The 23,909-nt window shown below is 72.1% G+C and carries 29 protein-coding genes and 1 tRNA gene; 14 read left to right on the forward strand and 16 right to left on the reverse strand.

Features of this window, described 5'->3' with window-relative positions:
- The 3 genes from EDM22_RS14685 to galU form a co-directional block, all read right to left on the reverse strand.
- Positions 1-949 (reverse strand): hypothetical protein (locus tag EDM22_RS14685; protein WP_122937837.1); only part of this gene is annotated, 949 nt, incomplete at its 3' end.
- Positions 950-1,000: 51 nt separating this feature from the next.
- On the reverse strand, positions 1,001-1,669 hold the full coding sequence (locus tag EDM22_RS14690; protein ID WP_376918020.1) for a GNAT family N-acetyltransferase: 669 nt from the start codon (positions 1,667-1,669) through the stop codon (positions 1,001-1,003).
- A complete protein-coding gene (galU, locus tag EDM22_RS14695) occupies positions 1,666-2,565 on the reverse strand; it encodes a UTP--glucose-1-phosphate uridylyltransferase GalU (RefSeq protein ID WP_122937839.1) in 900 nt (299 codons plus the stop codon). The genes EDM22_RS14690 and galU overlap by 4 nt, the downstream gene beginning before the upstream one ends.
- Before the next feature lie 62 nt (positions 2,566-2,627).
- Between galU and EDM22_RS14700 the strand changes: the two genes are divergently transcribed.
- The 3 genes from EDM22_RS14700 to mscL are packed head-to-tail and all read left to right on the forward strand — an operon-like array spanning position 2,628 to position 4,101.
- A complete protein-coding gene (locus EDM22_RS14700) occupies positions 2,628-3,206 on the forward strand; it encodes a 5-formyltetrahydrofolate cyclo-ligase (RefSeq protein ID WP_122937840.1) in 579 nt (192 codons plus the stop codon).
- Between the two features lie 47 nt (positions 3,207-3,253).
- Positions 3,254-3,619 (forward strand): FmdB family zinc ribbon protein, encoded by a 366-nt coding sequence (locus tag EDM22_RS14705; protein ID WP_122937841.1) that lies wholly within the window; start codon positions 3,254-3,256, stop codon positions 3,617-3,619.
- A 35-nt stretch (positions 3,620-3,654) separates the two neighbouring features.
- Positions 3,655-4,101: a large conductance mechanosensitive channel protein MscL gene (gene mscL, locus EDM22_RS14710; RefSeq protein WP_122937871.1), complete on the forward strand. Its 447-nt coding sequence runs from the start codon at positions 3,655-3,657 to the stop codon at positions 4,099-4,101.
- Between the two features lie 12 nt (positions 4,102-4,113).
- Here mscL and EDM22_RS14715 read toward each other — a convergent pair whose 3' ends face one another.
- Positions 4,114-4,326, reverse strand: a complete 213-nt coding sequence (locus EDM22_RS14715) for a hypothetical protein (protein WP_122937842.1) — start codon at positions 4,324-4,326, stop codon at positions 4,114-4,116.
- Complete coding sequence (locus tag EDM22_RS14720) at positions 4,323-8,003, reverse strand: AAA family ATPase (RefSeq protein WP_245989422.1); 3,681 nt, start codon at positions 8,001-8,003, stop codon at positions 4,323-4,325. Before EDM22_RS14720 ends, EDM22_RS14715 begins: the two co-directional genes overlap by 4 nt.
- 260 nt (positions 8,004-8,263) lie before the next feature.
- On the opposite strand from EDM22_RS14720, the gene EDM22_RS14725 reads away from it, so the two are divergent.
- Both EDM22_RS14725 and EDM22_RS14730 read left to right on the forward strand, forming a co-directional pair.
- Complete coding sequence (locus tag EDM22_RS14725; RefSeq protein WP_122937844.1) at positions 8,264-8,572, forward strand: rhodanese-like domain-containing protein; 309 nt, start codon at positions 8,264-8,266, stop codon at positions 8,570-8,572.
- Entirely contained in the window at positions 8,569-8,880 is a 312-nt protein-coding gene (locus tag EDM22_RS14730; protein WP_122937845.1) for a metal-sensitive transcriptional regulator, read from the forward strand. The genes EDM22_RS14725 and EDM22_RS14730 overlap by 4 nt, the downstream gene beginning before the upstream one ends.
- Positions 8,881-9,034: 154 nt before the next feature.
- Here the strand turns inward: EDM22_RS14730 and ald are convergent, their stop codons facing one another.
- Positions 9,035-10,135 (reverse strand): alanine dehydrogenase, encoded by a 1,101-nt coding sequence (ald, locus tag EDM22_RS14735; RefSeq protein WP_122937846.1) that lies wholly within the window; start codon positions 10,133-10,135, stop codon positions 9,035-9,037.
- A 130-nt stretch (positions 10,136-10,265) separates the two neighbouring features.
- On the opposite strand from ald, the gene EDM22_RS14740 reads away from it, so the two are divergent.
- The 5 genes from EDM22_RS14740 (at position 10,266) to EDM22_RS14755 (ending at position 12,959) form a co-directional block, all read left to right on the forward strand.
- The gene (locus tag EDM22_RS14740; RefSeq protein ID WP_122937847.1) at positions 10,266-10,772 is read left to right on the forward strand and encodes an Lrp/AsnC family transcriptional regulator; all 507 of its coding nucleotides are present in this window, start codon (positions 10,266-10,268) and stop codon (positions 10,770-10,772) included.
- A 59-nt stretch (positions 10,773-10,831) separates the two neighbouring features.
- On the forward strand, positions 10,832-11,878 hold the full coding sequence (locus EDM22_RS14745) for an ATP-dependent DNA ligase (RefSeq protein ID WP_245989424.1): 1,047 nt from the start codon (positions 10,832-10,834) through the stop codon (positions 11,876-11,878).
- Positions 11,879-12,066: 188 nt separating this feature from the next.
- Entirely contained in the window at positions 12,067-12,231 is a 165-nt protein-coding gene (locus tag EDM22_RS19655; protein WP_170964153.1) for a hypothetical protein, read from the forward strand.
- A complete protein-coding gene (locus EDM22_RS14750; protein WP_122937849.1) occupies positions 12,228-12,500 on the forward strand; it encodes a hypothetical protein in 273 nt (90 codons plus the stop codon). The genes EDM22_RS19655 and EDM22_RS14750 overlap by 4 nt, the downstream gene beginning before the upstream one ends.
- 114 nt (positions 12,501-12,614) lie before the next feature.
- Entirely contained in the window at positions 12,615-12,959 is a 345-nt protein-coding gene (locus EDM22_RS14755) for a hypothetical protein (protein WP_122937850.1), read from the forward strand.
- A 129-nt stretch (positions 12,960-13,088) separates the two neighbouring features.
- On the opposite strand, the gene EDM22_RS14760 is transcribed toward EDM22_RS14755, so the two are convergent.
- The 8 genes from EDM22_RS14760 to EDM22_RS14800 form a co-directional block, all read right to left on the reverse strand.
- Positions 13,089-13,376 carry a hypothetical protein gene (locus EDM22_RS14760; RefSeq protein WP_122937851.1) on the reverse strand — a complete coding sequence of 96 codons (288 nt, stop codon included), beginning with the start codon at positions 13,374-13,376 and terminating at the stop codon, positions 13,089-13,091.
- A complete protein-coding gene (locus EDM22_RS14765) occupies positions 13,373-13,699 on the reverse strand; it encodes a DUF7882 family protein (protein ID WP_122937852.1) in 327 nt (108 codons plus the stop codon). The genes EDM22_RS14760 and EDM22_RS14765 overlap by 4 nt, the downstream gene beginning before the upstream one ends.
- A 106-nt stretch (positions 13,700-13,805) precedes the next feature.
- Complete coding sequence (locus EDM22_RS14770) at positions 13,806-14,522, reverse strand: ion transporter (RefSeq protein ID WP_122937853.1); 717 nt, start codon at positions 14,520-14,522, stop codon at positions 13,806-13,808.
- 85 nt (positions 14,523-14,607) lie between these two features.
- Positions 14,608-14,679 (reverse strand) — tRNA-Arg (locus tag EDM22_RS14775).
- 418 nt (positions 14,680-15,097) lie between these two features.
- Entirely contained in the window at positions 15,098-15,775 is a 678-nt protein-coding gene (locus tag EDM22_RS14780) for a CHAP domain-containing protein (RefSeq protein WP_245989426.1), read from the reverse strand.
- A 393-nt stretch (positions 15,776-16,168) separates the two neighbouring features.
- Positions 16,169-16,666, reverse strand: a complete 498-nt coding sequence (locus EDM22_RS14790) for an HNH endonuclease (RefSeq protein ID WP_122937856.1) — start codon at positions 16,664-16,666, stop codon at positions 16,169-16,171.
- Between the two features lie 366 nt (positions 16,667-17,032).
- Positions 17,033-17,890 (reverse strand): C40 family peptidase, encoded by an 858-nt coding sequence (locus EDM22_RS19870; protein ID WP_245989428.1) that lies wholly within the window; start codon positions 17,888-17,890, stop codon positions 17,033-17,035.
- A 229-nt stretch (positions 17,891-18,119) separates the two neighbouring features.
- Entirely contained in the window at positions 18,120-18,812 is a 693-nt protein-coding gene (locus EDM22_RS14800) for an iron-dependent transcriptional repressor DtxR (RefSeq protein WP_122937858.1), read from the reverse strand.
- 182 nt (positions 18,813-18,994) lie between these two features.
- Between EDM22_RS14800 and serC the strand changes: the two genes are divergently transcribed.
- Positions 18,995-20,110: a phosphoserine transaminase gene (serC, locus tag EDM22_RS14805; RefSeq protein ID WP_122937859.1), complete on the forward strand. Its 1,116-nt coding sequence runs from the start codon at positions 18,995-18,997 to the stop codon at positions 20,108-20,110.
- A gap of 4 nt (positions 20,111-20,114) precedes the next feature.
- Complete coding sequence (locus tag EDM22_RS14810) at positions 20,115-20,369, forward strand: DUF2530 domain-containing protein (protein ID WP_212591960.1); 255 nt, start codon at positions 20,115-20,117, stop codon at positions 20,367-20,369.
- Here EDM22_RS14810 and EDM22_RS14815 read toward each other — a convergent pair.
- Together EDM22_RS14815 and EDM22_RS14820 are read right to left on the reverse strand one after the other, a co-directional pair.
- The gene (locus tag EDM22_RS14815) at positions 20,366-21,241 is read right to left on the reverse strand and encodes a DUF3027 domain-containing protein (RefSeq protein WP_122937860.1); all 876 of its coding nucleotides are present in this window, start codon (positions 21,239-21,241) and stop codon (positions 20,366-20,368) included. The genes EDM22_RS14810 and EDM22_RS14815 overlap by 4 nt on opposite strands.
- Positions 21,234-21,614 (reverse strand): cold-shock protein, encoded by a 381-nt coding sequence (locus EDM22_RS14820; RefSeq protein ID WP_122937861.1) that lies wholly within the window; start codon positions 21,612-21,614, stop codon positions 21,234-21,236. Before EDM22_RS14820 ends, EDM22_RS14815 begins: the two co-directional genes overlap by 8 nt.
- Before the next feature lie 104 nt (positions 21,615-21,718).
- Between EDM22_RS14820 and EDM22_RS14825 the strand changes: the two genes are divergently transcribed.
- Positions 21,719-21,994, forward strand: a complete 276-nt coding sequence (locus EDM22_RS14825) for a multidrug ABC transporter ATPase (protein ID WP_122937862.1) — start codon at positions 21,719-21,721, stop codon at positions 21,992-21,994.
- A gap of 5 nt (positions 21,995-21,999) precedes the next feature.
- Positions 22,000-23,877: a helicase-associated domain-containing protein gene (locus EDM22_RS14830; protein WP_122937863.1), complete on the forward strand. Its 1,878-nt coding sequence runs from the start codon at positions 22,000-22,002 to the stop codon at positions 23,875-23,877.
- Positions 23,878-23,909 lie beyond the last annotated feature (32 nt).

Below are 23,909 nucleotides of genomic sequence, written 5' to 3' on the forward strand. Positions count from 1 at the left end.
CGGCATCCGTCGCCTGGGCTGCCTGACCGGCGGATGCCGCGGGCGCGGCCTGCGGCCGCAGCACCGGCACCGCCGGCTCGCGCCGCTCGGCACGCGCCGCCATCTGCGCCTCGGCGGCGACGCGCTTGAGCTCCTCGGCCGCCACGATCGACGCCATGGCCGTCGCCGCGATCGTGCCGCGCGACAGGTGCAGCGGACGCGGCAGGGGCTGGGGCGTCCAGCCGGCCACGGCGCCGGGCTCCGCCTCGACCTCGATCGGCTCGAACGGCTGCGCCTCGGGGAGCGCCACGGGTGCGACCGCGACCGGCGCGGGACGACGGCGCGCGAGCATCACGATGCCCGAGAAGCCCGCGATCATGCCCGCGCCGCCGCCCGCGGCGATGAGCAGCGGGGCGCCGAAGGGCGCGGCGACGAGTCCGCCGACCCCGACGAGCAGCGAGCACAGCATGAGCAGCGAGCAGAGCCCGCGACGACGACGGAGCGCGCGCGGCGTGAGCCCCGCCGCGGAAGCAGGCGTCGCGGCATCCGGAGCCCCGCCCTGCACCGCGGCAGCCGCGGCGGCCGCGGCGGCATCGGCAGGCGGCACCGTGACGATCGGATGCGTCGCCATGGCGTGCACGGCGAGGGCACGGGCCGACTCGGCGGCCTCCTCGGCGGCGATCCGCTCGGCGATCGCGAGGTTCGTGGCGGCCTCGGCCTCGAGCCGCGCCACCTCCTCATGCTCGTGCAGGATGCGCTGCTGCACCGCGACCTCGCGCGCCGTCGCCTCGACGTGCACCGCGTGGGGCGTCTCAGCGGTCTCGGCGAGGATGCGTAGGGTCTGCTGCAGCCGCACCGCATTGCGCTCGGTCGCGAGGTACTGGCGGCGCCGCAACCAGCTCGGCAGCAGGTACGCGATCCACAGCGTCGCGGCCACTGCCACGAGCACGCCCCCGCCGATCACGTCCATGCGTCAACGCTAGGTCACGGCGCGACGGGCGCTCCACTCGGAGCGGGCGTGTCAGCGATCCCCCACCCGAAGAGGGTACGCGGATGCCGCGAGGTCCTCGGCGTTCACGCGTGCGGCATCCTCGGGCACGCGCCCCTCCTGCCACCGCCGGAGCACCCCGCGAGGGACCTCCTCCGCGACGAGCGCGAACGCGAAGTGGTCGCGCCACTCCCCGTTGATGTGGATGAACCGTCGACGGAATCCCTCGTAGCGGAAGCCGAGCTTCTCGACGACGCGGAGCGACGGCCGGTTCTCGGGGCGGATGCAGATCTCCATGCGGTGCAGGCGCAGGCTGTGGAAGCAGTAGTCGGTCGCGAGGGCGACCGCGGTGGGGGTGATGCCACGGCCCGCGGACGACTGCGCGACCCAGTAGCCAATGGTCGCGGACGACAGCGACCCGTAGGTGATCGACGAGACGTTGAGCTGCCCCACGAGCCGGCCCTCGAACTCGATGACGAACGGCAGCGCGCTGCCGCTGCGCGCATGGGCGGTGAGGTTGCGGATGCTGGCGCGCGTGTCGATGATCGACCCGCCCCCGGGGAACGTCGCCTCCCACTGCCGGAGCCACCCGCGGTTGTCGAGCAGCACGTGCTCGAGCGCCTTCGCGTCGCGCTGGCGGATCGGGCGCAGGGTGACCGGACCGTCGCTGAGGGTCGGGACGTTCGCCGCGGGCACCGTCAGTCCCGGCTGAGACCGGCGGCGAAGGCGATGAGCCACGGCCGGAGCTCCGGTCCGAGGTCGTCGCGTTCGCTCGCGAGCTGGATGACGGCCTTGATGTAGTCGAGCTTGTCGCCGGTGTCGTACCGGCGACCCCGGAACACGACCCCGAAGACGCCGCCGGTGCCCTCGATGTCGCCGGCCATCTCCATGAGCGCGTCGGTGAGCTGGATCTCCCCGCCCTTGCCGGGCTCCGTGTGCCGCAGCACCTCGAACACCTCGGGCTTCAGCACGTAGCGGCCGATCACGGCGTAGTTCGAGGGCGCGACCTCCTTCGCGGGCTTCTCGACGAGCCCCGTGACGCGCACGACGTCGGGATCGTCGGTGGGCTCGACGGCGGCGGCGCCGTAGAGGTGGATGCTGTCGGGGTCGACCTCGAGCAGGGCGACGATCGAGGCGTCGCGCTTGCGTTCCTCGTCGAGCATCCGGGTGAGCAGTACATCGCGCTCGTCGATGATGTCGTCGCCGAGCAGCACCGCGAAGGGCTCGTCGCCGACGTGCATCTGCGCCCGGAGCACCGCGTGCCCGAGGCCGCGCGGGTCGCCCTGGCGCACGTAGTGCATGTCGGCCATGTCGGTGGACTCGTTGACCTTCTCGAGCTTGGCGGTATCGCCCTTGGCCTCGAGCGTCGCCTCGAGCTCGGCGACCCGGTCGAAGTGGTTCTCGAGCGCGTTCTTGTTGCGGCCCGTGATCATGAGCACGTCGGTGAGCCCCGCCCGCACCGCCTCCTCGACGACGTACTGGATGGCGGGCTTGTCGACCACCGGGAGCATCTCCTTGGGCATGGCCTTCGTGGCCGGCAGGAACCGGGTGCCCAGGCCGGCGGCGGGGATGACGGCCTTCGTGATCCGATCAGTCATGCGCATCAGCGTAGCCGGAAGGCCTGCCGCGCACCCCAGCGGGGCGTCCTAGGATTGCAGGCATGCCCGACGATCCGACCGTGGTGAAGCGCATCCTGCGCGCCGAGCTGCGCGAGCGCCGGCAGGTCATGCCGTCGCACGAGCGCGAGCTCGCGACGGCGGGCTTCACCTCGCGCCTGCAGGAGCTCATCGGATCCACCGACGCCGACTCGATCTCGTGCTACCTGTCGATGCCGAACGAGCCGAACACGCGACCGTTCGTGAACTGGGCCGAGGCCCGCGGCATCCGCGTGCTGTTCCCCGTGACCCGGGAGGACGGCCTGCTCGACTGGACCGTCGGCGAGGAGCAGACGGAGATCGCCGGACTGCACGGGCAGCCCCAGGCCGTCGGCGAACTGCTCGGCCCGATGGCGATCAACGACGTCGACCTCATCATCGTGCCCGCCGCCGCGGTCGACGCGACGGGCATGCGGCTCGGCTGGGGCCGGGGCTACTTCGACAAGACCCTGGGTTCGATGCAAAAATGTCCCCCGGTGTACGCCGTCGTCTTCGACAGCGAGTTCATCCAATCGGTGCCGCGCGAGGTGCACGACCAGCCGGTCGACGGCGTCGTGACCCCCACCCGCATCGTCGCCTTCTGATTCCCGGCGGGCGTTCGCCTGCCGCCGCCGACACCCGAGAGCCCCACATGCCCACGTATTCGTACCGTTGCACGGAGTGCGGCAACGCCTTCGACATCCACCAGGCCTTCACCGACGACTCGCTCACCGTGTGCGACGTCTGCGGCGGCCGGCTCCGGAAGCTCTTCAACACGATCGGCGTGACCTTCAACGGGTCGGGGTTCTACCGCACCGACTCGCGCGCGGGCGGCGCGGGCTCCGGGGGCTCCGAGGGCGGCGGCTCGGGGTCGGGCTCGTCGTCGGGCGACTCCGGCGGTTCCGGGTCCTCGGGCGGTTCCGGCAGCTCGGGAGGCTCCGGCGGCTCCGGCGGCTCCGGCAGCTCGGGAGGCTCGGGCGGTTCGTCCAGCGGCGGGTCGTCGGCTAGCGTCTCCTGAACACCATGCAGGCCGAATCGAGGAGCGCACGCGTGATCAAGGGCTTCAGGGAGTTCATCCTCCGAGGGAACGTCATCGACCTCGCCGTGGCGGTGGTCATCGGCGCCGCGTTCACCGCGGTCGTCAACTCGATCGTGCAGAACGTCTTCAACCCGCTCATCGGCGCGCTGTTCAACGCCGAGAGCCTGAACGACGCGCTCGTGCTGTCGATCCCGACGCTCGACGGCAAGTCCGCCGACGTGCGGTTCGGCGCGGTGCTCGGCGCGATCATCACGTTCCTGATCGTCGCCGCCGTGGTCTACTTCGTCTTCGTGATGCCCATGAACCTGCTCAAGGAGCACGCCGAGGCCCGGCGCAAGGCGGGCGAGTCCACGGCGAAGGACCCCGAGACCGAGCTCACCGTGCTCGCCGAGATCCGCGACCTCCTCGCCGAGCAGCGCGCCATGAGCGCGGATTCGGGCACCCGCCGCCACGAGCAGTAGCCGGCTCGGCGGTCACCAGTGGGGCGGCCGCTCCCGCGTGATGCGGTCGTCGTCGGATGCCGCAGCGCCGGGCTTCGGCGCCGCGTCGGGTTCGTGGGAGCCGGGCACGGCCGTCTCGGGCTCCGGGTCGGACCCGGGCGCCGGCGTGAGGCGGGCGCGCCGGCCGCGCGCAGCCCGTTCGACCCGCTGGCGCGGCTTCGGCTCGGCGGGGTGCTCGTCGCTCATGAGGCGGGCGCGGCATCCGGTTGCGGCGCCGTCGCCTTGCCGAGCACCGTGGCGACGCGGGTCGCGACCGCCTCGGGATTGCCGAAGAGCTCGAAGCTGTGCACGCGCAGGTAGTGCCAGCCCAGCCGGCGCAGCACGTCGGGACGCAGCCGCAGCGATTCCCGCAGGCTCTGCCCCGCGAGCGCCGAGTCGGTCTCGACGACGACGGCCTTGCCCGCGTAGGCCGCAGCGAGCGTGAGCGTGCCCCGGTGGCCGAGGCTCACGCGGATGCCGCGCCGCTCGAGCCGCGCGGCCAGGTCGGCCAGCATGGGATCGGCGTCGCCCGTGCCCTCGGCTGCGCCGCGCCGCTCCTCGGTGTGCGCGAGCACGTTCGCGAGGGCGAGCACGCCGTGCTTCTGGCGGTCCTCGTCGATGTCGGAGGGGCGGAACGCGGACACGAGGTCCATCGATCGCCGCGCGCGCGTCATCGCCACGGCGAGCAGCCGGTCGCCGCCCGGCTCGCCGAGCGATCCGAAGTTCGAGAGCAGCCGGCCGTGCGGCGTGCGTCCGTAGCCGACCGAGAAGATCACCCGGTCACGGCTCTGGGCGACGGCCTGCTCGAGGGTGAGCACGGTGAACGGCTCGGCGCGGTCGCGCAGGATGAAGTCCGAGAGGTCGCTGCGCTTCGCGAACGCGGCGAGCACGGCCTGGTGCACGCGCGCCGCATGGCGTGCGCTCGCGGTCACGACCATGAGCGACTCGCGGGGACGCTTCACGGCATGCTCCATGACGAGCTCGACGACCTTCGCCACCTCGGCGTCGAGGCTCTCGACGGTGCCCGTGACGGGATCGGGGAGGCCGTTGCCCGGCACGTAGTGCAACCCGAGGCTGCCGTGCCCGAGGAAGCTGCCCGCCCACGGCAGGGAGACGATGCGGCCGCCGTAGAAACGCCGGTTCACGAGTTCGGCGAGGTCCTCGCCGCCCGCGCGGTAGCTGCGGGTGAGCGTGGTCGTCGGCAGCAGCTCGCCGAGCCGGGCGAGCGCGGAGTCGGCGTGCATGGCGTCGACGCCGTGCTCGGTCGACGTGCCGCCGGGCTCCCGGCCGTCGCTCGCGATGCCGGTCTCGAAGTCGGTGGGCGTCTGCGTGACCGGGTCGCCGACCGCGACCACCTGCGCGGCGCGGCGGATCGCGCCGAGGTTCTCGGCGATCGTCGTCGCGCCGGCGTCCACGAGGATCACGGTGTCGAACCGGATCGCGTCGTCGATCTCGGGCACCTCGTAGGGCGACGCGAGCCAGACCGGCGCGAGCACCCGGAACAGGGTGGGGGCCGCCTCGTGCAGCGTCTCGGGGCGCACGCGGTCGCCGCGCAGCATCCGCCGCAGCCGTTCGGCCTCCTCCGGGTGGTCGACGAGCGCGACCTTCCAGTTCTCGGCGAGACGCCACGCGAGCAGCGGGCCGGCCGCCGAGGCGTGGGCCTCGTCGACGAGCCGGAAGTCGGACTCCAGCCGGTCCAGCACGGAGGTGTTCGCGCCGAGGAGCGCGGGGTCGCCGGCGAGCATGGCCTCGAGCACGGACTGCCACCACGCGAGCTCGAGCTCGGCGGCGACGCCCTGCTCGGGCACGTGCCGCTTCGACAGGTCGAGCAGCAGCGGGTCGAGCCCGAGGTCGCGCATGCGGCCGAGGAGCGCCGTGCGCTCCTGCAGGTTCGCGAGCACCTCCGAGTCCTCGGCGAGGCCCGCGAGCATCGACTGCAGGTCGCGCAGCGGACGGGCCGCGAGCTGGCGCGGCGTGCCGAGGATGCCGAGCGGCTCGTCGAGCGTCTGCAGGTCGGCGGCGACGGTCTGGTGCGCGACCTGCACGTCGTCGAGGCCGACGGGCACGCCCGGGATGGCGCCCGCCTCGGAGTAGCGCTGCCAGAGGGTGCGCTGCTGCTGGATGCCGCGGAGTGCCGTGTGGAGGTCGCCGACGTGCACGCCGGGGCGCACGTACTCGAGCGCGAGCCGGCGCAGGCGCCGCCGATTGGCTCCCGACATGCCCTCGGACTCGCGGCGCGGTGCGGTCGCGGTGATGAGCTCGCCGAGCGGGCGGTCGAACACCGAGGGCTGGAACTTGTCGAGCGTGTCCCGCACGTCGTGCAGCAGGCGCAGGAACACGCCGAGCTCGGCGATCGACTCGAACGGCCGCAGCCGGGTCTGCTCGATGAGGGCTCGTCCGCGCTCCAGGAGCCGGGGGACCTCCACGGAGCTCAGCCGCTTCGCGAGCTCGTGCGCGTTCGCAGCCTCGGCCGAGGTCGTGAACGCGGCCCCGTACCAGGGGGAGTCGCCCGGGCCGTACTTGAACTCGCCGAGCGCCGCGGCCCGCACCAGGTCGGCGGCGACGCCGTCGCGACCCGTCGCGAGGGCGACGAGCGAGGAGTGGTCGAGCCGGGCGGTCGTGTCGGGCGCGGTGGGCAGTGCGGAGAGCCCCGCGAGCGCGCAGAGCGCGTCGAGCACCGACACGTGCAGTTCCGGATCCGTGCGGGTCAGCGCGCCGCGGTAGTCGAGGAGCACCTTGCGGAGCCGCACGAGCGCGTCGTCGACGTCGGCGACGCGCGGGCGCTCGGCCTTCTCGTTGCGCGAGATCGACTGGATGAGCTCGCGGCGGAGTCCGGCCGTCGTCACCGCGGCGCCGCCGAGTCCGACCTGCGCGAGCCGGTGCGCGATGCCGTCGAGGCTCGAGCGTCGCGCGCCGACGACGAGCACGCGCTTGTCGTTCGCGACGAGGGCGCCGATGGCGTTCACGATCGTCTGGGTGCCACCGGTGCCGGGCAGCGTCTTGACCACGAGCGACGACCCGGACTCGATGCGGGCGACGGCCGCCTCCTGCTCGGGATCGGCGTCGAGCAGGAGCCGGTCGGTCGACGGCGGGCGCTCGTCGGGGCCCACGAGACGCGGCGGCTCCGGGGTCCGGGCGAGGGCCGCACGGGCCCCCGGATTGCCGGCGATCGCGTCGATGACCGGATGGTCGAGCTTCGCGGCATCCGCTGCCATCGCCGGGCCGACCTCGGCGAACGAGGAGACCACGAGGCGCGGGGCGACGTGGAACCACGGGAGATGGGTCGTGAGGCCGCGCAACCGGTCGATGACGGGCTGCGGCTTGAACATGCCGTTCGTGATGGCGAGCGCGACGAAGGCGTCGGCGTCGAGCGTGATCTGGAACTGGTCGCGGAGCTCGCGCGCGAGCGCGGGATTCAGGAACGGCTGGCCCTTGAGCTTCAGCTCGAAGTCGCGCCCGTAGCGGCGGATGGCGAGCGGCCGCAGCAGCACCGGCGCGAGGAACTCCTCACCGCCGTTGCGCCACGACGCGAGTCCGATCGCGAGGTGCACCGACTCGATGCCGCGCACCGAGCGCAGCTCGATGCCCTTCTGGGTGATCTCCGCCGCCGCGAGGCGGGCGTTGCGCAGCGCGAGCTCGTCGCGGATGAGGCTCGAGAGCAGCGTCGACTTGCCCGTGATGAACTGCGGCAGTCCGCCCGGATGCGTCGTGGAGAGCTCGATGCGGGTGAGCGGCGAGTCGTCGAATCGCACGAGCGGCGAACGGCCGCCGAGCTCGGCGAGTTCGGCCTGCCAGCGGCGCCACGACGGCTCGGCGACGTTCGTCGTGACCAGTCGCGGGTCGCCGACGCTGAGGGCGTGCGGGCTGGTGAGGTCGTGTGCCATGGGTTCGGGGTGCAATCGATCGGCGGCGGCGTCGGGCCCGTCTCCGAGGACTTGGTCCTCGTCACTGTTCCGATCGAGCCGCCGCACACCGACACCCTACGGTGGGAGCGCCGCATTTCCGGGGAGCATCGCCGGGAACCGACGGGTTTTGATACCCCTAGGGTATTGCGATACCCTTGGGGTATACCGATCGCCCGTCGGGGAGCTCGACCCCGACGACGAGACCATACCGTTCAGCCCCGCCCTCCGGAGGACCCCCGATGCAGACCATCTCCCCCACCGCCGCCCACGCCATCGACGACGCGTTCATCATCGACGTGCGCGAACCCGAGGAGGTCGCCCGGGCCCGCGTCGACGGCACCCTGCACATCCCGCTCGGCTCGCTCGTCGCGCGCCTCGACGAGGTGCCCCGCGACCGCACCGTCTACGTGATGTGCGCCCTCGGCGGCCGCAGTGCGCAGGCCACCCGGTTCCTCGCCGAGCAGGGCATCGACGCGGTCAACATCGACGGCGGAATCACCGAGTGGCACAGCGCGGGCCTCCCTGTCTCCGTCGGAGGTGCGGCATGAGCACCGCGGCCGCCGACCAGGCCGAGGCGCAGCGCCGCATCCTCAACCGCCTGAAGCGGGCTCGCGGGCAGCTCAACGCGGTGATCGACGCCGTCGAGGCCGGCGGCGACTGCCGCACCGTCGTCACCCAGCTCGCCGCGGTGTCGAGCGCGCTCGACCGGGCGGGCTTCGCCGTGATCTCGTCGGCGATGCGCGATTGCGCAACGGATGCCGCGGACGTCGACGCCGAGGGGGCGGACGCCGCCGTCGACGGCAAGGAGCGCCTCACCTTCGACGAGCTCGAGAAGCTCTTCCTCTCGCTCTCCTGAGCGAGCGCGCCGGCGCGGGCCCGGCCTCGGCCTCGGCTTCGGCTTGCGCGCAGGCGAAGCCCCGCGCCGCCGCTCCGCTTCCTCGGCGGGATGCAGAACGCGGGACACCCGTCAGTGGGTGTCCCGCGTTCGTCGTCAGCAGCGTCGACTGGGTTCAGCCGATCGTCGCGAGCTCCAGGCCGTGCGCCTTGGCGACGCCCTCGTTGGTGAGCCGGCCGCCGGTCGCGTTGAGGCCCTTGGCGAGGGCGGGGTCCGCGGCGAGCGCGGCCTCCCAGCCGAGGTCGGCGATCTTCAGCGCGTACGGCAGCGTGGCGTTCGTGAGCGCCGGCGTCGAGGTGGCGGGCACCGCGCCGGGCATGTTCGCGACGCAGTAGAAGATCGCGTCGTGCACCTTGAACGTGGGCTCGGCGTGCGTCGTGGGGTGCGAGCCCTCGAAGCAGCCGCCCTGGTCGATCGCGATGTCGACGAGCACGGCGCCCGGCTTCATCGTGGCGACCATTTCGTCGGTGACCACCTTCGGTGCCGCGGCACCCGGCACGAGCACGGCGCCCACGACGAGGTCGGCGTCGCGCACCTGCCGCGCCGTCTCGTACGGCGACGAGGCGAGCGTCTTGATGCGGTGGTCGTAGCGCGCGTCGAGCTCGCGAAGCTTCGGCAGCGAGATGTCCATGACGGTCACGTCGGCGCCGAGGCCGAGCGCGGTCGCGGCGGCCTGCTCGCCCGCGACGCCGCCGCCGATGACGACGACCTTCGCGGGGGCCGTGCCGGGCACGCCGCCGAGCAGCACACCGCGGCCGCCCTTCGAGGCGTGGAGCTCCGCCGCGCCCACCTGGGGCGCGAGCCGGCCGGCGACCTCGCTCATCGGGGTGAGCAGCGGCAGCGAGCGGTCGGCGAGCTGCACGGTCTCGTAGGCGATCGCGGTGACGCCCGAGTCGAGGATGGCGCGGGTGAGCGGCAGGTCGGCCGCGAGGTGCAGGTAGGTGAAGAGCGTGAGGTCCTCGCGCAGGTAGCCGTACTCGGCCGCGATGGGCTCCTTCACCTTGAGCACGAGCTCCGCGCTCCAGGCCTCGTCGGCGGATGCCACGATGTGCGCGCCCGCGGCCGCGTACTCCTCGTCGTGGTACCCGGCACCGAGGCCGGCGCCGGCCTGGATGTCGACGCGGTGGCCGCGCTGCGCGAGCGCGTGGACTCCCGCGGGCGTCATCGCGACGCGGAACTCGTTGTTCTTGATCTCAGCGGGCACGCCGATGTGCATGTCAACTCCGAATGCTGTGTGGGTGATTACCTCAATAGTCACCCGTTGTTCGTTGGAATGGAAGCGGTGTCGTACATAATTCGGTAGACTCACGGCATCCAATTCATTCATGCGAAACGGGGGCCCCGCTATGACCGATCTGCCGCAGATCAGCGAGCAGCCGGAGCCGATCGTGCTCGACGCGATCGACCGCGCGATCATCGCGCGGCTCCACGACAACGCCCGCATCCCCAACATCGACCTCGCGCGCGAGGTGGGCGTCTCCCCGTCGACGTGCCTCGCACGGGTCCGTTCGCTCCGCGAGCGCGGCGTCATCATCCGCTACACCGCCGAGATCAATCCCGCCGCGCTCGGCTACACGCTCCAGGCGCTCATCAGCGTCCGCATCCGCCCGGGTGCGCGCCACCTCATGGAGCAGATCTCCGACGAACTGCGCACCGAGCCCGAGGTCGCGCAGCTCTTCTTCCTCGGCGGCAGCGAGGACTTCCTCATCCACGTGCGCGTGCGCGACAGCGCGCACGTGCGGCAGTTCGTGCTCAAGAACCTCTCGGCGAACCCGGCGGTGGCCCTCACCGAGACGAACCTCGTCTTCGAGCACCACACGGCGCTGTCGGCGGGCCTGCGCACGGTGCTCTGAACGGGCACGCATCGAGCGGATGCCTCGCCGAACGCGGCATCCGGTCGTATCGTGGGCGCATGGCGCCCGAGACGACAGTCGCTCCCATGCTCGCGAAGGCCGTGCCCGACGTGCCCGAGCCCGACTCGGTGGCCGGCGGCCTCGCGTACGAGCCGAAGTGGGACGGATTCCGCGGCATCGTCTCGTTCGACGGCGAGCACGTCGAGATCGGCAGCCGCGGCGCGAAGCCGCTCACGCGCTACTTCCCCGAGCTGGTCGAGGCGTTCGCCCGCCTGCTGCCGGGGCCGTGCGTGCTCGACGGCGAGATCGTGGTGAGCACGGAGGTGTCGGGCGGGGCGAAGCTCGACTGGGAGGCGCTCTCGCAGCGCATCCACCCCGCCGCGAGCCGCGTGGAACTGCTCTCGCAGCAGACGCCGGCGATGTTCGTGGCGTTCGACCTGCTCTCGGCCGGCGGCGTCTCGCTCGCCGAACGGCCCTTCGCCGAGCGCCGGGAGGCGCTCGAAGCGCTCGTCGGTCCGCTCGGGCACCCGATCCACCTGACCCGCATCACGACCGACGTCGCCCTCGCCCGCCGATGGTTCACCGAGTTCGAGGGCGCCGGGCTCGACGGCGTCGTGGCGAAGCCGCTCGCCGCGCCGTACGCACCCGGCAAGCGGGTGATGCTCAAGGCGAAGCACAAGCGCACCGCCGACGTGGTCGCCCTCGGCTACCGGGTGCACGCGTCGGGACGCGGGGTCGGCTCCATCCTCGTCGGGCTCTACGGCGACGACGGCGTCCTGCGCAATGTCGGCGGGGTTTCCGCCTTCAGCGACGCGCGGCGACTCGAGCTCGTCGACGAGCTCGCACCCCACGTCGAACGCGACGCCGACGGGTCGGCGATGACCGGCGAGACCGACCGCAGCCGGTTCGCCGCGAGCAAGGATGTCTCGTTCGTGCGGCTCCGACCCGAGCTCGTGCTCGAGGTGCGGTACGACCAGCTCGAGGGCCTGCGCTTCCGGCACACCGTGCAGTTCGAACGCTGGCGGCCCGACCGCGAAGCGCGGTCCTGCACCTTCGCCCAGCTCGATCGACCGATCGCGTACGACCTCGCCGACGTGCTGCGCTGAGCGCGTGCGCGGCGCCCGACAGCGGCCCGCGGCATCCGCTCGCCGTCGTTCGCGTGTACCCCGAACGGGTACCACTCGCCCGAATGCGGGTCAATCCCCTGCCCGCCGCTGCGGGGCCGGGTTATCGTCGGACGCGGCCGACCCGACGACGATGTCCGGGCCGGCCGCCGACCCAGGGAGTGTCACCGATGTCCGATCCGCAGTCCGGCGATGCCGGCACCGAACAGGATCTCGATGAGGCGGTCCGCGCCGCAGAGCGCCACGTCCGCGCCGAGGAGGACGCCGACGCCGGAGAGCGCGTCGTGCGACGCGACCCCGAGACGGGCGAGACGAGCGAGGAGCCCGCGCAATGAGTTCCCTGCTCGACGGCCCCGAACACGACGAACGGAGCGGCCCGCTTGCGGCACTGCCGTCGATCGGCGTCTGGTGGCCGATGCTCGAGGGCACGCTGCAGCGGGAGATCCTCGAGAATCCCTCGGCGCCACTCCGCGCCCTCGTCGTGCGCCGCATCTACGAACTGTGCGAACTCGACGGCCGCCCACTCCCCCACGGCGGGATGCGACTCGGCCCGAACGAGCGCGCCTACCTCGCCGGGTGGACGCACGCCACCCACTGGAACTGACGGCGTCGCAACGTGCGTCGAGGCATCCTCGGGAGCTCGCCGCGAGAGGGAAGCATGGACGGCTGTTCGGCGCAAGTGGTTGAGCCTGCCGGAAGCCTGGGTTAGACCTGAGGCATGGACCGGATTCGATACGCAGGCGGCGAACTCCTCACCGGAAGCGAGATCGCCGAGGCGGTGGTGGCATACGCGGCGGCGCTGGGGCGGAGCAACTCGGCCGCGTCCATCGACATCCCGGTGCGAACGAACGGCGGCACGACGCGACGCGCCCACCTGCTCGTCGGCCCAGCGAGCCAACTGGTCACCGAGCCGGTCGACACCGACCTCGAGGAGCTCGTCGATGCCGCGCTCGTGGCGGAGCTCCGCGCCGCGACGACGGCGTTGGTGCCGCATCCCCTCGTCGACCGGATGCAGATCGACGACGCCGACACCGACGAGCTGGAGTGGCCGCCCGCGCGGTGACCGGCAGCACGCGCGTCAGCGGACCCGGGTCTGGCGCGTCCGAGCGGGCTCCGCGGGAGCGTGAGGGCCGCGCCGCGACATCCGCCGATCGGCTGACGCGACGACGACGTCGCGGAGATCAGGGGCGGATCACTTCGGCGGCTCGAGCTCGATGTCGCCGCCGGTGCCCACGGCAGGCGCCGTGGCCTCGGCGACCTCGTCGGGCGCCAGGTCGCCGGGGATGGGGATGAGCGAGATCGGTATGCCCGGCCCGACGAGGAGCTCTGCGGGCTGCGGGCGACCCTCGCCGTAGTTGACGACGATCCAGCGCGGGCCGCCCCCGGTGTGCGCCGCCTCGATCTCCTGCTTGATGAGTTCGACGTCGGCCTGGCCCACGGAGTACTGGTTGCCGCCGTACATGATGTTGACGCGCTTCACGAGTCCGCCTCCCCGCCGTTGCCGTTCGCGTCGGGTTCGGGCACGAGCACGAGCCCGCCCGGCGAGTTGGCCGTCGACATGAGCGCGTCGATCCAGGCCCGATTGATCGACGGCTGCCGCCCGCCCGCGTACTTGAAGTAGAGCGGGATGGTGGGATGCATCCACAGTGTGCTGCGCCCGTCGCCGATCGCCGGATCGTCGCGCCAGCTGAAGTAGAAGGACTCCGCCCGTCGCAGCTTCGCGCCGATCACGAGCTGCAGGTGGGCGAGCACGCGGTCGTCGAAGTCCACGCCCAGGGTCGAGTCGTAGGTGAGCTTTCCCACATGCACCTCCGGAATCGGGTCGTTCCGTTGCTCAGCGTAGCCCGCGGGCGCACGCGACGACAGGTTGCGAACTGGGGCTTGCGCTCGGGCCATCGCCCTGATCGGCTCACGCCGCCGGACCCTCCTCGCCCGACCCACCCGCATCCGGGGCGGCCGGCTCGGCAGCATCGCCCTTCCGCGGCGCCAGGAACAGGTTCGCGAGGTAGCCGGTGAAGGTGCCGAAGATGCCAACGCCCACCACGATGATGACGCCGCCCACGACGCGACCGAGGTCGGTGACCGGGTACTGGTCGCCGTAGCCCACCGTCGAGATGGTGACGACGGTGTACCAGAGCGCGTCCGACGCCGAGGTGATGTTCGCGCCCGGCGCGTACTGCTCGACGCGGAGCATCATGAGGCTGCCGAACTGCAGCACGAGGACGCCCATGATCAGCAGCGCGTACAGGGCACTCCCGGCCCGGTCCTTGACCAGCGTGCGCATCACCGTGCGCGGGCCGAGTGCTGCCAGCAGTCGGTAGACGCGGACGAGACGGAAGACGCGCAGGATCTTGAACTGCGGCAGCGGGAGGCTCGCGAGCAGGTCGGCCCAGCCGAAGTGCCGGAAGAAGTAGGCGCCGCGTTTCGGTGCCGTCGCGAGGCGATACGTGAAGTCGATGAGGAAGATCAGGCTGAAGAGCCCGTTCATGAGGCCGAGCACCGCATCCAGCGCCTCGTCTTGCACGACGGCGTACATCAGCACGAGGTTGACGATCGAGAGCACCGACAGCACGCCGATGAAGATCTCGTAGCCCGTGCTCTTCAGCTCACTGCGCACCCTCGCCATGCGAGGATTCTGGCACGCGGGATCCGTGCCGCCCGGCCGCCACGACGCGGCGCATGGATCGGCGGATGCGGGCAGCGCCGCACGGTGCCCCTGGAGGGACTCGAACCCCCAACCCTTTCCTTAGGACGGAACTGCTCTTCCATTGAGCTACAGAGGCTGACCGCACGATTCTACCGGCCCGCGCGCGTGGGCTCGTGTCGCCGGGGCCGGGCCGCAGGTCGACGGATGTCGCGCATGCGCGCGGACGCATCCGTTCTCGACGGAGCGAGGAAGCGACTCGTGCTCAGTTGTAGCCGAGGATCACGATCGCCGAGGTCGACGGGGAGGGCTCGTCGACGAACCCGATGTCATCGAGTCGAATCTCGTCCAATGGCTGCGTCATCGCCGTCACCTTTGTTTCCTCCGTGGAATCACCCGCAACGCTACGCGGGACGGCCGCGAACCTCATTGGACGAAACGTCCAACTTCCGAGCTCGAGTTCGCCATGACGTCGCACATGCGACCGCCGTGGGCGCGCCACGCGACCGACCGGGCCGTTCCGAGCGCGGGTTCACGCGGCGTCGCGGGGACTGGCGTCAGACCGGCGGATACAGGTACAGCGCCTCGCCCACGGGAATGGTGCGCACGTGATACGAGTGGTCGGAGTTCTGGTTGTACTCCTCGATCGTGACCGTGCCGTCGCCGTTCACCGACTGCACGTACGCGACGTGGTTGTACGGGAACCAGGCGACCGACCCCACGACCGGCGTGCTGCTCGTGGGCCAGCCCTTGGACGTCCACTCGTCGGCCCACGCATAGGCGCTGCCGGACGCGAGGTTGCCCCAGTCCCACTTCCACGGGGCGCTGGTCACGCCGGCGTCGCGGTTGAGTCGCCACGCCACGAAGTCGACGCACTCGCGGTAGTAGTAGCGCAGCGGGGAGAGGCCGCCGCCGTAGTCGTCGGGGGTCTCGTTCCACCACGGGTAGTCGTCGCCCTCGGCCTGCTGGGTGACGGTCGTGTACGCCCCGTTGCCGCGAGCGGCGAGCTCGGCGGCCCACGATGCCGCCTCGGCCTCGGCGGCCGCCGCGTCGATCTCGGCCTTGGTGGTCACGGCGAATCCGTCGACGGAGACGGGTGCGCCGCTCGCGAGTTCCGAGACGCTCACGTCCTGGGCCTCGGCGACGGAGAGGCTGAATCGCTCGGACGCGGTGAACCCGCCGCCGGGCAGGATCGCGTACGCGGGCAAGGCGATGGTGCCGACGAGTGCGGGCACGACGAGCACGGTCGCGACGACGCGAACCGGGCCGTTCTGCCGGCGTACCGTCGACCGGACGGGCGCCGGCGACTCCGGACCTGCCGAACCGACCCGCCTGCGCGGAAGGAGCGACGTGACGGCTGCGCGCGATCGCGAGGGACCGGCCGACCTGGTCGGCGTCACGGCGCGCCTGCGGGCTTCGGAGCGCGGTCGCTCCCGCAGTCGCTCGGACTGGCCGATCTCGTCGTCACCGCTCAACAGTTGAACCTCCCGTGCCCGCTTCCGGCCGCGCTGCAGCAGGGTGCGGGGTGGCGTGCTGTCACGGGGCGGTGGGTAAGGGGGATGCGTTGGGGGTGCCCCGGACTCGTTCCACCATAGGGCACGTCGCGGCGCCGTGTCATCGGGGCGCGCTCACGCGGCGGTGCTCAGGTACTCGTTCCACTGGGGCAACGGGCGCTCGAACCCGCGCACGACCCAACCGCGGCCCTGCGGCATCCGCGGGGTGAATCGCAGTGACCAGCCCATCTCGGCGGGCGTGTGGTCGCCCTTCGTGTTGTTGCAGCGGAGGCAGCACGCGACGAGGTTCTCCCACGTGTCGCGACCGCCGCGCGAACGCGGCAGCACATGGTCGATCGTCGCCGCCGAACGTCCACAGTAGGCGCAGCGATGCTCGTCGCGACGCAGCACGCCGCGCCGCGACACGGGCACCGAGTGCACCCGCGGCGTGCGCACGTAGCGGCTCAACAGGATGACGCTCGGCCGATCCCATTCGCCGCTCGTGCCGTGCACCGGATTCCCTTCCTCGTGGAGGATCACCGTGGCCTTCTGGTTCATCACCAGCAGCAGGGCTCTCTTGAACGAGACGACGGCGAGGGGCTCATATCCGGCGTTGAGCACGAGGGTGCGCATGGGGTGCCTTTCGATCGGGGCTGGATGGCTTCCAGCCGCGTGAACGGTTCGGCGAAGCGGATGCCGGAGGGGTCACGGGTGCGGCGGACCGCCCCCGCTGCGCCGCCGCGCGAGCGCCGTGAGAACGCAGAACGGGCACCGTCATGAAGACAGTGCCCGTTGGCATCACCGCGCGAGTGCGACTCGGCTGACTACTGTGCCGCTGGTCGTAGAGCGCGCGCGCATCCGTGGGATGGATGCAGTGCGAGCGGACCATCGGCCTCCCCTAACCCGGTACTCGGATCGTCAGGTTACAGGCTACGACACGAATGGCGTGCCGGGTCCCCCCGGCACGCCATTCACAGCTCGTGTAACCCGATGTTCACATCAGAGTCGGACGATGTAGTAGTCGCTCGTCCAGATGGGCTGGATCCGCACCGAAGCGCCCTCGTACGGAGCGTGGAGGATCATGCCGCTGCCCGCGTAGAAGCCGTCGTGGCCGTCCATGATCACGAGGTCGCCGGGCTGGGCCTCCGACTCGGGGATCACGGTGCCGGCTGCGGCCTGGCCCGAGGCCGAGTGCGGCAGGCTGATGCCGAACTGCGCGTAGACGTACATGACGAAGCCGGAGCAGTCGAAGCCGGCCGGCGTGGCGCCGCCGTAGACGTAGGGCACGCCGATGTACTGCTGCGCGACCGAGAAGACGCTCGCGAGGTCGGCGGAGGAGTAGACGGGCGACGCGGCGAGCTCGGCGGCGGAGGGGCCCGAGTACGACGCGGCGTACGAGGCCATCGCAGCCTCGGCGGCCTGGCGGGCGGCCTCGGCGGCGGCGGCGGCCTCGGCGGCCTTGATCTCCTCGCCGGTGACGGCAGCGAAGCCGTCTTCCGAGACGGGGGCGGCGATCACGTCGCCGGTGACCTCCACGTCTTGCGCCTGGGCCTTGGTGAGCTGCGTCTCGGCGGTCTCGCCGAACTGCGGCTGGTCGCTGCCGGGCGCGAACGCGTACGCGGGGAGCGCGAGCGTGCCGACGAGTCCCGCCGCGACGGCCATGACGGTCACGTTCGCGACGCCACCACGACGCAGGCGGCTGCCGACGGATGCCGCGGGGCGGCGGGTCGCGACCGGGGATTCGACTGCCGCGGGGGCGGCGGCGGCCTTCGCGGGCTTCGGGGCCCGGGTGGCGATCGTGTTGTTGTGGGGTCGTGGGGGAAGTGCGCCGGAACGGCGCTTGGGGAATCGAGCCAAAACGTGTCCTCCGCCTCGCTCGCACCGGAGTGCCGCCCTACCTGTGCACCCTGGGGTGCGTCACGGGTATCGGGGCCGAGCGGTAGGCGATGGAGACTCTCGACCCTGTTCCGTCGACTGGCTTGTCGTCGGCGGACTCGACCGAGACTACGTGACAGACCTGCAAATGTCACATTTCGATCACGGTGCGGTGGAGATCCCGCCGTCGTCGCAGCCTGTGGAGGACGCGTCAGGGGGCGATGAACAGGTGGCCCGCGACCTCGACGGGCAGCTCGAGTGCTCCGTCGACTCCGTCGACCTCGACCACGACATACGCGCCCTCGGTGCGGAAGCTCGCGCGCGCGCCCGGCACGATGCCGGCCTGCTTGAACTGGGAGAGCAGCTCGGGGTCGAACTGCACGGGTTCGCCGAGCCGGCGGATGACCCCGCTCGTCGCGCCGCCCGCGGCATCGAGCGCCACGACGAGGTTCTGCACGCCCGCCATGAAGGCATCGGCCGGCGGCAGTCCCAGTTCCTCCAGTCCGGGGATCGGGTTGCCGTAGGGCGACTCGCGCGGCTGGCCGAGGATCTCGATGATGCGTCGCTCGACCTGCTCGCTCATGACATGCTCCCAGCGGCATGCCTCATCGTGCACGAACTCCCAGTCGAGCCCGATGACGTCGGCGAGGAGCCGCTCGGCGAGGCGGTGCTTGCGCATGACGTGCACGGCCTTGCTGCGGCCCGAGGTGGTGAGCTCGAGGTGACGGTCCCCCGAGACGACGACGAGCCCGTCGCGTTCCATGCGGGCGACGGTCTGCGACACCGTGGGCCCGGAGTGTCCGAGGCGCTCGGAGATGCGCGCGCGCAGCGGCACGATGTTCTCCTCCTCGAGGTCGAGGATCGTGCGCAGGTACATCTCCGTCGTGTCGATGAGATCCGTCAACTCACTCCTCCTCGGCCGTGGAACACATGCATCCGAAAGCCTACCGGCCCGCGCCGACGGCCCGGCCCGGGGTGGAGCCGCCGCGGGCCCGGATGACGCGGACCGGCACAGGGTCCGGCGGGCCCCGCGTCATCCGGAGCCGCCCACCGAAACGCGGGCGCGGGCCGCCGTAAGATCGGAGCATGCCTGAGCTCGTGATCCCCTCGTCGCTGCTGCCCGTCGACGGCCGTTTCGGCTGCGGTCCCTCGAAGGTGCGGCCCGAGCAGCTCGCGCACCTCGCCGAGGTCGGCCCGAAGCTCCTCGGCACCTCGCACCGGCAGGCTCCCGTCAAGCAGCTCGTCGGCCGCGTGCGACGCGGGATCGCCGACCTCTACTCCCTCCCCGAGGGCTACGAGGTCGTGCTCGGCAACGGCGGCTCCACCGCATTCTGGGACGCCGCCTCGTTCGGCCTCATCGAGCGGCGCGCGCAGCTGTGCTCGTTCGGCGAGTTCGGCCAGAAGTTCGCCGGCGCCGCCGCCGCCCCCTGGCTCGAGGCGCCCGACGTGCGCAAGGCCGCTCCCGGCACCCGGTCCGAGCCCGAGGCCCTCGCCGGCGTCGACGTATACGGCTGGCCGCAGAACGAGACCTCCACGGGCGTGCAGGCGCCCGTCGCGCGGGTGCACGGCGACGCCGGAGCGCTCACCGTGATCGACGCCACGAGCGCGGCCGGCGGCATCCTCGTCGACCCCGCCGAGTTCGACGTGCTCTACTTCGCACCGCAGAAGAACTTCGCGAGCGACGGCGGCATCTGGTTCGCCATCATGTCGCCGGCCGCGATCGAGCGCGTCGAGCGCGTGGCCGCGAGCGGCCGGTACATCCCCGAGTTCCTCTCGCTCAAGAACGCGGTCGACAACTCGCGCCTCGACCAGACGCTGAACACCCCCGCCCTCGCCACGCTGCTGCTGCTCGAGAACCAGCTCGAGTGGATGAACGAGTCGGGCGGTCTCGCCTGGGCCGACGCCCGCACCCGCGAGTCGTCGGGCGTGCTCTACGACTGGGCCGCCGCCACCGAGGCCGCGACCCCGTTCGTGGCCGATCCGGCGCACCGATCGCAGGTCGTCGTCACGATCGACTTCGACGAGTCGACGGATGCCGCGGCCATCGCGACCGTGCTGCGGCAGAACGGCGTCGTCGACACCGAGCCGTACCGCAAGCTCGGGCGCAACCAGCTGCGCATCGCGACGTTCACCGCGATCGAGCCCGACGACGTACGAGCTCTCACGGCGTCGATCGACTACGTGCTCGAGCGGCTCGGCTGAGGCCATGCGCCTCTGGTTGAGCGAGGCGGAGCGCCGGCCCGACCCTGCGCCCGCGCGCACCGATGCGCGCAAGGCGCTGGCGGTGGGCACGGCCGCGTGGCTCGTCGTGCTGATCGGATGCCTCGTGGCGCAGTCCGCGCTCGACGCGAACGGCTTCGGCTGGTTCACCGCGGCCGCGGCGATCGGGCTGGGGCTCGGCGTGATCGGGCTCGTGGTGGTGCAGCTGCGGCGCCGGCGGGAGCGCCGCTCGGAGGACTAGTCCGCCTCGTCGTCCTCGTCGTCCGAGTGATCCTCGTCGTCGAAGTCGCCCTCGTCCGAGTCGTCGTCCGAGTCATCCTCGTCCGAGTCGTCCTCGTCCGAGTCGTCGTCCTCCGAGTCGTCCTCGTCGTCGAAGTCGTCCTCGTCTTCCGAGTCGTCCTCGTCGGAGCCGTCCTCGTCGGAGCCGTCCCCGTCGTCCTCATCGTCGTCCGAGTCCACATCGGCGTCGAGCTCGTCGAGCACGTCGATGTCGATGCCGTCGAACGCGTCGTCGCCGAGCGAATCGTGGTCGTCCTCGTGCTCGTCGTCGTCGTGCTCGTCGTCGTCGCCCGCGTCGTCCGACACGGCGCCGGCCGCGGCGGCGGCCTCCTGCGCGGCGCGGTACTCGGCGAGCCGCTCCGACCACGGCACCCACTCGGGCGCGAGCAGGGCGCGTTCGCCCGGCATCAGCTCGGTCTCGAGCACGGTGGGCTCGCCGCCGTCGACGCGCGCGAGCGTGACGCTCCAGTGCCAACCGGGGTAGCCGGCGAGGTCGGCGGCGAAGTGCAGCGACAGCACGTGCTCGCCCTCCGCGATGTGCCCGATCACGGAACCGACCGACTCCGGGCTCGTCACCTCGAGGAGCGCGCGCTGCGCGAGCGACGCGGAGCCGAGCAGGACCTCATCTGCTGCGTACACGACGGGCGGCTCGACGGCGACCGGCTCGAACGATTCGCTCGCGACATCCGCCTCGACGGTCTCGGAGGACTCGGTGGGGTGGGAGGACTCGGACGACTCGGACACCCCCGCCACCTCGGGCGCGCCCTGGGCCTCGACGGGCGCCTCGGCGCCCGGATCGGCGACCTCGGCCGTGTGCTCGGGCTGCTCAGGCATCCAGCTCGTCAGCCACCTTGCGCAGCAGGGCCGCGATCTTGCGGCTGTGCGCGTTGTCGGGGTAGCGGCCGCGCTTGAGGTTGGCGCCGATGCCGTCGAGGACCTTGACGAGGTCTTCGACGATGATCGCCATGTCGTCGGCGGGCTTGCGGTTGATCTTCGCGAGGCTCACCGGCGCGTCGAGCACGCGCACCGAGAGCGCCTGCGCACCGCGCTTGCCCTCGGCGACGCCGAATTCGAGGCGCGTGCCCGAGCGCACGGTCGCGCCGGCGGGAAGCGCCGAGGCGTGGAGGAAGACCTCCTGGCCGTCATCACCACTGATGAAGCCGAACCCCTTCTCCTCGTCGTAGAACTTGACCTTGCCGGTGGGCATCGATGGAACCTCGCTCGTGTCGATGGGCGCGCCGGGTTTCGGGCGACGTCGCCATCCAGTCTAGTTCCGTCCGCTGGAGCGCCGTGCTGCCCTATCCTTGACGAGTGAGCACCCCTCAACCCGTCGGCGAGCATCGCGTCGAGCGCGTCCTCGCCTTCATGGTGGCGGCGATCATCGGCCTGTCCATCGCCGCGTTCCTCGCGGTCATGATCGGCACGCTGCTCGGAGCCGGTGCGAACGACGGCTTCAGCACGGGCATCTGGCCCGTCGTGCTCGTGCTCCCCCTCGTGGGCCTTCCGATCGGCTTCCTGCTGCTCGTCGCGCTCCTCATCATCAATGGCGTGCGTCGTGCACGGGAGTCCCGGCAGGGCTCCGCCTAGCCGGCATGCTCGAGCTCGCCGCGAGGCTTCGTGCGCTACCGCGTGCGACGCTCGCGGACGCGCTCTCCACCCGTGAGTTCGAGCCCTCCAGCGTTCGCGACCTGTTCGATCTCGCCGAGGCGCTCGTCGCCCACGACTCCGTCGACGCCGCGCTCGACCGCCTCGATCGGCCCCGCCTGGCCGTGCTCGCCGCGCTCGTCGCCGTCGCCGACGATGCGGGCTGGAGCCCCGTCGCGGGCGTGCGGGCCGAGCTCGTGCGGCTCGGCGCGGCATCCGACCTCTCCGAGGCGACTCCGGCGCTGCTCGAGCGACTCGATCGCTCGCTGCTCGTCGTGCTCGACGGCGAGCGGGTGCACGTGCCCGGCGGGGTGCGCGCCCGGCTCGTCGCGAGGCTCGGCACCGACCTGCCGGATGCCGCGGAGCTCGCCGCACCCGCCCCGCCCGTGCCCGTCGGCAGCGACGGGGCCGACCGTTCGCTGCTCGAGCGCCACGCCGCGGAGACCGCCTACGCGACGATCGCGGCGACCGCCGAGGTGCTCGCGGGGCTCGCGGCGCAGCCGGCCCGCGAACTCGCGAAGGGCGGACTCGCGCTCCCCGACGCGAAGCGGCTGGCCGAGGCCGTAGGCATGCCGCTCGAGGCGCTGCCCCGGCTGTTCCAGCGCGCCGTCGAGGCTGGACTCGTGGTGCGCGACGGGTCGGTCTGGCTCGAGTCGGAGGGGGGCGCCGCGTGGGCGCTCCTCGACACCGTCGGCCGGTGGCGCAGGCTCGCCGAGTGCTGGCGCGATCGCATCCCCGCGGCCCTGCGCGAGCTCGTGGGCCGACGCAGCGACGGCCTCTCGGCGAGCTCCTTCCGCGACGACGTGACCTGGTACTACCCCGGCGGCGGGCGCTGGCTCGAAGAGGGGCTGGAGCGGCTCATCGACGACGCCGAGGCGCTCGGCCTCGCGGTCGCGGGCGAGCCGGTCGAGACGGGGCGCCTCGTGCTCGCGGGCGACGACGCCGGCGCGGCGACGCGACTCGCGCAGTACTTCCCGCACCAGGTCGATCGCGTGTACGTGCAGCACGACCTCTCGATCGTGTCGCCGGGTCCGCTCGAGCCGGGGCTCGACTCGAGGCTCCGTGGATTCGCCGAGGTCGAGGCGCGCGATCTCGCGTCGAGCTACCGGGTCACCGCGGCATCCGTGAACCGCGCCCTCGCCGCCGGCGAGACGGCCGAGTCGATCCGCGCCTTCCTCACCGAGGTCTCGCTCACCGGCATCCCGCAGCCGCTCGACTACCTCATCGGCGAGGCATCGTCGCGATTCGGGTCCGTGCGCGTGGCGGCCGCCGACGCGGGCGAGGCGCCGGCGCGAGCCGTGGTGCGCTCCGACGACGCGCACATCGTCGGCACGCTCGCCGTCGACCAGGCGCTCTCGTCGCTCGGCCTGCGCCAGGTGGGTCCGCACCGGCTGCTCTCCCGGTTCGCGCCCGACGTGGTGTTCTGGGCGCTCTCCGACGCCCGCTACCCCGTGGCCGCCGAGGACGGCGACGGCGCGATCGTGCGGCTGCGACGGCACCGCGTCGCCCACGTGCCGACGCCGGCGCCCCGCCCCGATCCGATCGAGGCGCTGCTCGACCGAGTGGCCGAGTCCGCCGACGGCAGCCCGGGCACCGAGCAGGCGTGGCTCGCCCGCCAGCTCGAGGCGGCCGCGCGATCGAAGGAGACGCTCACGGTGACGGTGCGGATGCCGGGCGGCGACACCGCCGACTACCTGCTCGCGCCCGCGAGCGTCGCGAACGGCCGCCTGCGGGCGCGCGACCGCAAGGCCGACATCGAGCGCACGCTGCCGCTCTCGGCGATCGCCGCGGTCGCGCCCGCGCCGCCGGGCGCCGCCGACCGGTAGAACCCCCGGCCCGCCGCGTCCGGCCCTGCACG

Source organism: Agromyces tardus (assembly GCF_003710805.1).
GTDB lineage: Bacteria > Actinomycetota > Actinomycetes > Actinomycetales > Microbacteriaceae > Agromyces > Agromyces tardus.

Excerpts from the sequence above, each read along its gene's own strand:
- galU (WP_122937839.1), bottom strand. The coding sequence starts at position 2,565 with ATGACTGATCGGATCACGAAGGCCGTCATCCCCGCCGCCGGCCTGGGC.
- EDM22_RS14700 (WP_122937840.1), top strand. The coding sequence starts at position 2,628 with ATGCCCGACGATCCGACCGTGGTGAAGCGCATCCTGCGCGCCGAGCTG.
- EDM22_RS14705 (WP_122937841.1), top strand. The coding sequence starts at position 3,254 with ATGCCCACGTATTCGTACCGTTGCACGGAGTGCGGCAACGCCTTCGAC.
- EDM22_RS14715 (WP_122937842.1), bottom strand. The coding sequence starts at position 4,326 with ATGAGCGACGAGCACCCCGCCGAGCCGAAGCCGCGCCAGCGGGTCGAA.
- EDM22_RS14720 (WP_245989422.1), bottom strand. The coding sequence starts at position 8,003 with ATGGCACACGACCTCACCAGCCCGCACGCCCTCAGCGTCGGCGACCCG.
- EDM22_RS14725 (WP_122937844.1), top strand. The coding sequence starts at position 8,264 with ATGCAGACCATCTCCCCCACCGCCGCCCACGCCATCGACGACGCGTTC.
- EDM22_RS14730 (WP_122937845.1), top strand. The coding sequence starts at position 8,569 with ATGAGCACCGCGGCCGCCGACCAGGCCGAGGCGCAGCGCCGCATCCTC.
- ald (WP_122937846.1), bottom strand. The coding sequence starts at position 10,135 with ATGCACATCGGCGTGCCCGCTGAGATCAAGAACAACGAGTTCCGCGTC.
- EDM22_RS14740 (WP_122937847.1), top strand. The coding sequence starts at position 10,266 with ATGACCGATCTGCCGCAGATCAGCGAGCAGCCGGAGCCGATCGTGCTC.
- EDM22_RS14745 (WP_245989424.1), top strand. The coding sequence starts at position 10,832 with ATGGCGCCCGAGACGACAGTCGCTCCCATGCTCGCGAAGGCCGTGCCC.
- EDM22_RS19655 (WP_170964153.1), top strand. The coding sequence starts at position 12,067 with ATGTCCGATCCGCAGTCCGGCGATGCCGGCACCGAACAGGATCTCGAT.
- EDM22_RS14750 (WP_122937849.1), top strand. The coding sequence starts at position 12,228 with ATGAGTTCCCTGCTCGACGGCCCCGAACACGACGAACGGAGCGGCCCG.
- EDM22_RS14755 (WP_122937850.1), top strand. The coding sequence starts at position 12,615 with ATGGACCGGATTCGATACGCAGGCGGCGAACTCCTCACCGGAAGCGAG.
- EDM22_RS14770 (WP_122937853.1), bottom strand. The coding sequence starts at position 14,522 with ATGGCGAGGGTGCGCAGTGAGCTGAAGAGCACGGGCTACGAGATCTTC.
- EDM22_RS14790 (WP_122937856.1), bottom strand. The coding sequence starts at position 16,666 with ATGCGCACCCTCGTGCTCAACGCCGGATATGAGCCCCTCGCCGTCGTC.
- serC (WP_122937859.1), top strand. The coding sequence starts at position 18,995 with ATGCCTGAGCTCGTGATCCCCTCGTCGCTGCTGCCCGTCGACGGCCGT.
- EDM22_RS14810 (WP_212591960.1), top strand. The coding sequence starts at position 20,115 with ATGCGCCTCTGGTTGAGCGAGGCGGAGCGCCGGCCCGACCCTGCGCCC.
- EDM22_RS14815 (WP_122937860.1), bottom strand. The coding sequence starts at position 21,241 with ATGCCTGAGCAGCCCGAGCACACGGCCGAGGTCGCCGATCCGGGCGCC.
- EDM22_RS14820 (WP_122937861.1), bottom strand. The coding sequence starts at position 21,614 with ATGCCCACCGGCAAGGTCAAGTTCTACGACGAGGAGAAGGGGTTCGGC.
- EDM22_RS14830 (WP_122937863.1), top strand. The coding sequence starts at position 22,000 with ATGCTCGAGCTCGCCGCGAGGCTTCGTGCGCTACCGCGTGCGACGCTC.